Annotated in this window: 9 protein-coding genes and 1 pseudogene; 1 reads left to right on the top strand and 9 read right to left on the bottom strand. The window is 68.3% G+C overall.

The features are described from left to right. Positions 1-622 (top strand): hypothetical protein (locus IJH84_RS20160; RefSeq protein WP_295147535.1); only part of this gene is annotated, 622 nt, incomplete at its 5' end. A 143-nt stretch (positions 623-765) separates the two neighbouring features. Here the strand turns inward: IJH84_RS20160 and IJH84_RS20155 are convergent. The 9 genes and pseudogenes from IJH84_RS20155 to IJH84_RS20115 form a co-directional block, all read right to left on the bottom strand. Next, on the bottom strand, positions 766-972 hold the full coding sequence (locus tag IJH84_RS20155; RefSeq protein WP_295147532.1) for a DUF397 domain-containing protein: 207 nt from the start codon (positions 970-972) through the stop codon (positions 766-768). Positions 973-1,076: 104 nt separating this feature from the next. Then, a complete protein-coding gene (locus tag IJH84_RS20150) occupies positions 1,077-1,274 on the bottom strand; it encodes a DUF397 domain-containing protein (protein WP_295147530.1) in 198 nt (65 codons plus the stop codon). Further along, on the bottom strand, positions 1,271-2,089 hold the full coding sequence (locus tag IJH84_RS20145) for a helix-turn-helix transcriptional regulator (RefSeq protein WP_295147527.1): 819 nt from the start codon (positions 2,087-2,089) through the stop codon (positions 1,271-1,273). The genes IJH84_RS20150 and IJH84_RS20145 overlap by 4 nt, the downstream gene beginning before the upstream one ends. Positions 2,090-2,453: 364 nt before the next feature. After that, positions 2,454-3,623, bottom strand: coding sequence for an MCE family protein (locus tag IJH84_RS20140; RefSeq protein ID WP_295147524.1), 1,170 nt, complete (start codon positions 3,621-3,623; stop codon positions 2,454-2,456). After that, positions 3,623-4,783 carry an MCE family protein gene (locus IJH84_RS20135; RefSeq protein WP_295147521.1) on the bottom strand — a complete coding sequence of 387 codons (1,161 nt, stop codon included), beginning with the start codon at positions 4,781-4,783 and terminating at the stop codon, positions 3,623-3,625. The genes IJH84_RS20140 and IJH84_RS20135 overlap by 1 nt, the downstream gene beginning before the upstream one ends. Further along, entirely contained in the window at positions 4,783-5,994 is a 1,212-nt protein-coding gene (locus IJH84_RS20130) for an MCE family protein (RefSeq protein WP_200069186.1), read from the bottom strand. Before IJH84_RS20130 ends, IJH84_RS20135 begins: the two co-directional genes overlap by 1 nt. Then, positions 5,991-7,019, bottom strand: a complete 1,029-nt coding sequence (locus tag IJH84_RS20125) for an MCE family protein (RefSeq protein WP_295147517.1) — start codon at positions 7,017-7,019, stop codon at positions 5,991-5,993. The genes IJH84_RS20130 and IJH84_RS20125 overlap by 4 nt, the downstream gene beginning before the upstream one ends. Then, a complete protein-coding gene (locus tag IJH84_RS20120) occupies positions 7,016-8,050 on the bottom strand; it encodes an MCE family protein (protein ID WP_200069184.1) in 1,035 nt (344 codons plus the stop codon). The genes IJH84_RS20125 and IJH84_RS20120 overlap by 4 nt, the downstream gene beginning before the upstream one ends. Then, positions 8,047-8,263, bottom strand: a pseudogene (locus IJH84_RS20115) (ABC transporter substrate-binding protein); the annotation flags it as partial. The pseudogene IJH84_RS20115 and the gene IJH84_RS20120, both read right to left, overlap by 4 nt.

Genomic DNA, 8,263 nt, shown 5'->3' with positions numbered 1-8,263 from the left:
GGAGGCGGTGCTCATGAATCCAGATGAGGTCGGCCGTGTTGAGCTGCCGCCGCGTCCGCACTTGCGCACCGGTAAGCCACGACCGCCGGCCGCACCGCGTGAATTCTCCTGTAGTGGCACGGGTCGAGAACGCAGCAGCCGCTTTGCACCGAACCCACCGGCTGGCCAGGGCCCACTTCTGGAGTGGTATCAGGACTCCCGGCGCAATGCCGTCCTCGCCGCCATTCTCATGGCTATCATCATGGTCGGATTCGCGACGCTGTTGGGCGAAGGATTCAGCTGGGTTACGCAGTGGTGGTCCTGGCTTCTCATCATCCCCTGGCCACCCTTGGTCTATCTGTCTGCTCGTGGGGTGACGTGCGCTGCTGGTGCTGAGTGGTTCGCAACCGGCCCACGGTGGGTTCGGATCTATGAACTGACCTCCATCGAGATCCGGATGCAGGCACACAACCGCGAGCTTAAACTCATCGACAGCGACAGCCGCAGAACCTCTACACTACTCATGCATGTCCAGCAGAACCCAGAGCTGTGGAATCTCGTTTACAACGGCATTCTGCACTCGATCGCAAACGGCGCGGAAACCAATGATCTCGCGCGCAATGCCCTTCAGCTGACAGCCTGATCAAGCTCCCGCGCTGTTATCAACAGAGGATACGCTCGCGACCGCCTGTTCTTCTTTGAATGCTTCTATAATTGGGCTTGATGGAAGGCCGTTCATCGCGCGAAGGCCCGGAGCCTGGCACCAGGCTCCGGGCTGCTCATGTGTCACGGCGCTTCGCTACCGAACCGGCCGGCCTTGATTGACCCGATGAAGTCGGCGAAGCGCGCTGTGGTCAACACCAAGGTCTTCCCGTCCCGATCCTTGCTGTCCCGGACAGCAGAGAAACCCTGGAGGTTCGTCGCAACTTCGACGCACTGGCCTTGCGCTGAGCTGCGGCTGGGCTTGCGCCATCGGGCGTGCGTGAGGTCCATGATGGCTCGCTCTCGATTCGATGCGCGTACTGCGTGATCAAGCAGACGCTGTCCGTGTCGTCGACTGGCGGGATGGGCCGACCGAGCAGGCGATCAGTCCAGCATCAGTCATCGTAACGACCGGACTTGATCGCGCTGATGAACTCGCTCCATCGTGGCGACGTGATGCGGAGGGCACCGCCGTCGCGGTCCTTGGTGTCCCGCACTCCCGCGATTCCCGGAGCGCCACCGACTTCGACGCAGGTTTGGGTCGCGCTTGTGCGGCTGCTGGTACGCCACCCGGTGATCTTGCTTGATGTCATGTTCTCTCCCCTTCCAACTTCTGCGCGTACCTGCCCAGCAGCTCGACGGAGTCGCCGGTGCTGAGCGCCGCCATGCGAACGGTATCCCGCAGCGCGCTGTAAGCAGAAATATCTTCAGGTTCGTCGAGGAAAGCGCTGGAGCTGTGGTGTTCCAAGTGGACGATCGAGGGCGCCTTGGCGAACTCGTAGAAGACGAACGGGCCGTCGATCCCCGGATGAATGCCGAGCGGGAGGATTCGGATCGTGACGTTCGGCAGGCTCGCGGCCTCGATCAGTCTTTGCAACTGCTCGACCATCACGTCGCTCGCGCCTACCGGACGCAGCAGCACAGCTTCGTCGATCAGTGCTTCCAGCCCCGCTGGGGCTCGACGGCGGGTGACGACGTCCTGCCGACCGACGCGGATGGCCACGCGGGTCTCGGCGTCTGGAGCTGGTACACCGCCGTCGAGCATCACAGCGCGGGCGTACTCGGCAGTTTGCAGTAGTCCCGGAACGACCGCGATGTTCAACTCGGTGATACGGCGCGCCTCGCGCTCGAATTCCAGCACAGCGGCGAGCTGGCCCGGCAGTCCGGCGGTGGCACTGGTTTCCCACCACCCCGGCTGGTCGAGTTCCTGCGCCATACCCAACAGCCGATCGCGGCGCTCCCCGGTGACTCCGACGATCGCGAGGATGGCCGCCAAGTCGGTTTCGGTGACCGCACGCGAGCCGCTTTCCACCCGCGACATCGTGGCCTTCGACCAGCCCAGCCGTTGCGCGACGGCTTGGGCTTCCCAGCCTCCGGCCTTCCTCGCCTCGCGGATCTCGGCGGCCAAGGCACGTGCCCGCGCACTACTCGCCATACGACGAGCCTAGATCGGCAAGGCGCCGCCGCACTGCGTCCCCCTATCGGATCATGGAAGATCACCGGATTCTTCGGCTGTTCCGTGAACTTCCTCGGGCCCGAGCGGCTCTCCCGCCCCTCCACCGCCCGTGCCCGAGGACGGCCTCCCGCCCGCCGCGACGCCCAGCCCCGACACGGCGCCGCGCGACCGGAGGCCGGCGGGGGCACGCCACTCCTCCCCGGCGCGCCCCCGCACCCTTCTTCCCAAGCGAACGATCTCCCGAGCGAACGGACCGTTCGTCCGAATAGATTGGGCGAACAGGCCGTTCACTCACAACGAAACCGCGGGCCAGGGGTCAGTTGAGCGGGAACGGTAGTGGCGGCTGGCCCTGCTGGGGAGGTGCTACCGCGTCGGGGATCGGGGCGCGCGGCACGTTGGCGGAGCCGCGGACGTTGGTGGGGCTGCCCGGAGGTTCCTGGCACTCGATGTTGCGGTTGGTCGGGGCCGGTGTGGTGTCGCTGCCGGGGCGGCGCTGGGTGTCCTCATACCCCTTCTCGCACGCGAGCGGGTTGAAGAAGTTCAGCACCACGCCCAGATGTCCGCGGCCGTCGCCGTCCTGCGCGCTGTGGCTGGCCGCCGACATGATCGGCAGCGCGACGAGCATGTTCTCCAGCGCGGGCGTGCGAACCTCCAGCAGCTGCATGGTGGTCAGCAGGTTCGCCGTGCTCTTCTCGAAACCGGAACGGCTGGTGCGCAGCAACTCGTCCACCTCCTGCGCGGCAGGCGGCGCGGCGTTGATCAGCCGCCGCAGGTCCGGGTCGGAGCTCTTGAGCTGCCCGGAGATGTCCCGCAAACCCTTGCTGAAACCGGTGATCCGGTCCGCTTCCTGCTGCTGGGTCCGCAGCACCACATCGGAGTTGTCCAGCAGCCCTGTCGTCTGCGGCAGGTTCCGATCGGCCGCTTTGACCAGCGAACTGGTGCTGTCCAGCATCTGCTGCAAGTGCGGGCCGGTGCCTTGGAAAGCCTTCCCCGTCTCGTCCACGACGGTGCGCAACGAGTCGAGGGGCACGCTGGTCACCAGGTTGTCCAGGTTCACCAGCAGGGACTCCGGCGGTGGCGGCAACTCGGTGCGCTCGACGGGGATCACCGAACCCTCCGCCAGCATCGGCCCGCGGTTGTCGTCCGGGCGCAGGTCGATGTACTGCTCGCCCACCGCGGAGCGGTTCGCCACCGCGGCCCGCGCGTCCGCCGGGATCGGCGGTGTTCCGTTCTCGATGTGCAGATCCGCGGCCATGCCGCGGTCGGTGAGCCGCAGCGCGGTGACCCGGCCGACCGCCACGCCGCGGTACGTCACCTCGGAATTGACGAAAACCCCGCCGGAATCGGGCATGTTCACGGTGACGGCGTAACCGTTGCCGCCGAACAACCGGTCCACGCCCGCGTACCGGGCACCGGTGAAACCGATCCCGATGACCGCGATGGCCAGGAACAACCCCAGCCGGATCTTGGTGCCTCGGCTGAACATCACTTCCCCCCGAGCAGGTGGTCGAGCAATCCGCCGGACTGACCGGGCGGCGGAGCCTGTCCCGGCTGAGCCGAGTCCGGAGGCAGGCCGGGAACCGGGGACCGGCCGGGCTCCTGCGGTGCCTGCGGCGCCGCGTCGTTGAGGCCGGGCAGCGGCAGCAGCGGCCCGGAACTGTTGGAGAGATTCCCGAGCACGCTGGTCAAGTCGAGATCCAGGTCCACGTCCACGTTCACGAAATCGCCCTTGAGCGGGTGCATCGCGTTCTCCGGGAACGGATAGGTCGCCAGGTACCCGATCGCCTTCGGCAGGCCGGAACCCGCCTTCGCGAGTTCGCGCAGCGTCGGCTCCAGCGCCCGCAGGTCCGCGACCAGGTCTTCCTTGCTGGCATCGATGGTGTGCGTCGCAACCCCGGAGAACCGGTCCAGCGACTGGAGCATCGCCACCAGCTGGTCGCGTTGCTGCTCGATCGTGCGCAATCCCGGCGACAGCCCGTCCAGCCCGGCGACCAGGTCACCGGTCTGCGCGCGCAGGTCGGCCGAGAGCCGGTTGAGCCCGTCCAGGGCGCGGGTGATGTCCTGCTTCTGCCCGTCCAACCGGGTGACCGCTTCGTCCACTCTGGACAGCATGGAGCGGATTCTGGGTTCGTTGCCGGACATCGCGGTGTTCAACTCGTCGACGATGCCGCGCAGCTCGCCGACTCCGCCGCCGTTGAGCAGCAGCGACAGCGCGCCCAGCACCTCCTCCACCTGCGGGTTGCGGTTCGTGCGCTCCAGCGGGATCACCGCACCGTCGCGCAGCGAACCGCGCGCCGGTTCGTTCGCCGACGGAGCGAGTTCGACGAACTTCTCGCCCAGCAGGCTGGATTGGCGCAGCCGCGCCTCGGCATTGCCGGGAAGCCGCATGTCGCCGTTGACCGCCAGGGTGGCGACCGCGGTCGTGTTGTCCGGGGCCAGCCCGATCTTCTCGACCTTGCCGACGGTCACGTCGTTGACCTTCACCCCGGCCTGCGGCACCAGATCCAGCACGTCGGCGAAGTGCACGCGCACCCGGTACGGCTCATCGCCCAGATCGGCACCGCCGGGCAGCGGGGCCTCGTACAGCGAGGTGCCGCAGCCGGACAGCAACAGCGTCACCAGCGCGCAGACCAGCAGGCGTCGCATCACGGCCCCCCGTTCGGCGGCGCGGCCGGAGCGCCCCCGGTGGGCGTGTTCGCGGCCAGCGGCAACGGCAGCGGCGGCAGTTGGCCCTGGCCGAGGTGGTGCACCGTCTCGCCCACCGACGGCAGCTTGAGCGTGCCGTCCAGCACCGGCGCCAACTCACCGCACGCCTTGCGCAGGTCCTCCGGGACCTGCTGCGGCGTGGAGTGCTCCAGCAGCTTGCAGACCATCAGCACCGGCGGATTGGTCAGCTCGTTGATGTTCGCCCGCACCGCGACGGAACCGGACGCGGCGTCGTAGGCGTTGATGAAGTTGCTGGCCCCGGTCGGCGCGATGTCCAGCACCTCACCGAGCGCTTCGCGCTGATCCACCAGCGCCTGGGTGACCCCGGCCAGGTTGTGCACGTTCGCCGAAGCGGATTCCCGGTTGTCCCGGACGAAGCCCTCCAGGTCGCCGAGCGCGGTCGCCAGCGAACTCAGCGAAGCCGCGGTCTGCTGCCGCTCGTCGGCGAGGAAACCGGAAACATCGGCGATCCGGCCGTAGAACTCCTGCACCTGCGCGTCGCTGGAAGCCAGCGTCGCGGTGAACTCGTTCAAGTTGTCCACCGTGGCGAACAGGTCGCCCTGCGAATGCTCCAACGTGCCGGACAGTTCGCCGAGCCGCTGGATCGTGCCGTTCAGCTTCTCCCCGTTGCCGTCGAGGTTGGCTGAGGCCGTGTCCAGCAGGTTCGACAGGTCCCCGCGCTTGTTCGCGCCATTCGGCCCGAGCGCCTGGGACAGCGCGTTCGCGCTGCGGTAGAGGTCGTCGAGGTCCGCGGGCGTCATGGTGCGGTCCTTCGGCACCACCGCACCGGAAGCCATCGTCGGCCCGTCGGTGTAGGCCGGGGTCAGCTGCACGTAGCGGTCGCTGACCAGGCTCGGCGCGACCATCACGGCCTTCGCCCCGGCCGGGACGGCCACGCCCTCGTCGACGGTCATGTCGACCCGCACTTGACCGCCTGCCGGGACGACCGAATCGACCTGGCCCACTTCGACGCCCAGCACGCGCACCGACGAGTGCTCGTAGAGCCCCACCGCCCGGTCGAAGTAGGCGGTGATCCGCAGGTCCGGGTTCCGGAAAGCCCACCACAGCCCGCCGCTGATCAGCAGCGCGAGCACGCAGCCGAACGCGATCAGCGCCGTGGCCGCGGGATGCCGCGCGGTCGCGGTGTTCATCGTCCGCCCCCCGATCCTTGCTGTTGCGCGAGATCGCAGCCCTCGGGATTGACCTGCAGCGGACCGGCGCTGACCGAAGGCGGCAGCAGCCCGCAGAGGTAGCCGTCGAACCAGCGCCCGTTGCCGACGGTGTTGTTGAAGCCGGTCACGTACGGCTTGAGCGAGGCGATCGTGTTCGCGAGGTTGTCCTGGTTGCGCTGCAACATCGAGGTGACGTTCTCGAGTTCGCGCAGCGCGGGGTTCAGGTCCGCCTGGTTGTCCGCGATCATGCCGCGGATCTGGGTGGAGACCGCCTGCGTGCCGCGCAGCAGCGAACTGATCGACTCCTTGCGGTGCTGCAGTTCCGCGAGCAGCAGGTTGCCGTCCTCGACGAGCTTGCGGACCTGCTCGTTGCGGTCCGCGGCGACCTTGCTGACCCCGGCGGTGTTGTGCAGCAGCTCGGAAAGCTGCTGATCGCGGGATGCGATCGTCTGCGACAGCGCGGAGAGCCCGTCGACCGCGCCGCCCAAGTGCTGCAGGGTGTCGCGCAAGGTCTCGGAGAGCACCTGGAAGCTGCGGCCGAGCTGGTCGGTGTCGATCCGCTCGGTGGTGCGGGTCAGCTCGTCCAGCGCGTCCGGGATGTCGAACGGCACCTCGGTCCGCGAGGCCGGGATCGTCTCGTCCGGGTCCTGCTCGGCGCTGCCCTGCGGCTGCAACGCGAGGTTCTTCGCCCCCAGCAGCGTCTTGATCTGCAACGACACCCGGCTGCGGTCGCCGACCCGCGCGTCGTCGACGGTGAAGTGCACCAGCACTCGATCACGTTCCAGCCGCACGTCGCTGACCTCGCCGACCTTCACGCCCGCGAGCTGGACCTCGTCGCCCGCGGTGAGCCCGGCCGACTCGGTGAACCGCGCCGAGTAGGTGGTGCCCCCGCCGATCAGCGGGAGGTCCTTGGCGAAGAACGCCACCAGGCAGGCGGTGATCAGCAGCCCGAGGGCGACGATCCCGACGGTCGCCTGGTCGCGGTCCCGCAGTGGTGTGCTCATGACTGGCACCTCGTCGCCGTCTCGGTCAGGGGCAGCGGCAGCACCTGCGCGGTGACGTCCAGACCGGCGATGCCGACCGTCCCGTTCATCTGGCACAGGTAGAAGTTGAACCAGCTTCCGTAGCTGACCGTGCGGGTCAGCGAATCCAGCCGGTTCGGCAGCGTTTGCAGGTCGTGCTCCAGGCCGGGCAGCCCGGCGTTGAGGCCCTTCGAGAGGTCCTTGAGCGCGGAGACGTCCTGCTTCAGCGGCGGCCGCGCCTGCTCGAGCAGACCGGCCGTGGTGTTGGTGAGCTCGTCCAGCGCGCCGACCGCCTCGCCGATCGGTTCGCGCTGCTCGGCGAACCCGCTGACCAGCCGTTGCAGCGAGGTGATCAGTTCGGACAGCTGCGGGCCGCGGGAGTTGACCTGCCCGAGCACCGCGTTCAGGTTGTCGATGACCTGCCCGATCACCTGGTCCTTCTGCGCCATCGTGGCGGTCAGCGACGCGGTGTGCTGCAGGATGCTGTCGATCGTGCCGCCCTGGCCCTGCAACACCTGGATCAGCTCGCCGGAGAGCTTGTTGACGTCCTGCGGTTGCAACGCCTGGAACAGCGGGCGGAACCCGTTGAACAGCGCCGTGAGGTTCAGCGCGGGCCGGGTCTGGCTCACCGGCAGCGTGCCGCCCGCCGGCAGCACCGGCTTGCCCGGCGACATCGCCGCGTCCAGCGCGAGGTAGCGCTGTCCGGCGAGGTTGCGGTACTTGACGGTGGCGACCGTGCTCGTCGGCAGCTTGCGCGCGGAGTCGACCTCGAAGCGCACGAGCGCGCGGGTGCCGTCCACGACCTCCAGCGAGGACACCTGGCCGACGCGGACTCCGGCCATGCGGACCTCGTCGCCCTCACCGATTCCGGACGCGTCGGCGAACTTCGCGCCGTAGGAGGAAGTTCCGCCGACGTTGGAGGCGGCCACGGTCATCGCCAGCAGCGCCGTGAGCACGACCGTGACGACGGTGAACGCGATCAGCTTCAGCAGCGGCCCGGTCAGTCCCCTCATCGCAGCTGCACCTCCGTTCCGCGGTAGACGGGGCCGACGAGCAAGCTGCTCCACTCCGGCACCTCGCTCGGCTGCCGGTGCAGCGACGGCGCTTGCAGCGCGGCGATCAGGTCGCGCTCGGCGGGTGAGTTGGGTTCCAGCGGGCCGCCCGAGGCGCCTCCAGCGGACTGCGGGCTGGTGGACGCGGGAGCCGCGGCCTCGCCCCCGGCAGGC

Source organism: Saccharopolyspora sp. (assembly GCF_017434145.1).
In the GTDB taxonomy this organism is placed as follows: Bacteria; Actinomycetota; Actinomycetes; order Mycobacteriales; family Pseudonocardiaceae; genus Saccharopolyspora_C; species Saccharopolyspora_C galaxeae.
This window is presented reverse-complemented; position numbering and strand designations above follow the sequence as displayed.

Bases quoted from the DNA above. Each gene is read 5' to 3' on its own strand.
- IJH84_RS20130 (WP_200069186.1), bottom strand. From the start codon at position 5,994: ATGAACACCGCGACCGCGCGGCATCCCGCGGCCACGGCGCTGATCGCG.
- IJH84_RS20135 (WP_295147521.1), bottom strand. From the start codon at position 4,783: ATGCGACGCCTGCTGGTCTGCGCGCTGGTGACGCTGTTGCTGTCCGGC.
- IJH84_RS20140 (WP_295147524.1), bottom strand. From the start codon at position 3,623: ATGTTCAGCCGAGGCACCAAGATCCGGCTGGGGTTGTTCCTGGCCATC.
- IJH84_RS20150 (WP_295147530.1), bottom strand. From the start codon at position 1,274: ATGACATCAAGCAAGATCACCGGGTGGCGTACCAGCAGCCGCACAAGC.
- IJH84_RS20125 (WP_295147517.1), bottom strand. From the start codon at position 7,019: ATGAGCACACCACTGCGGGACCGCGACCAGGCGACCGTCGGGATCGTC.
- IJH84_RS20120 (WP_200069184.1), bottom strand. From the start codon at position 8,050: ATGAGGGGACTGACCGGGCCGCTGCTGAAGCTGATCGCGTTCACCGTC.
- IJH84_RS20155 (WP_295147532.1), bottom strand. From the start codon at position 972: ATGGACCTCACGCACGCCCGATGGCGCAAGCCCAGCCGCAGCTCAGCG.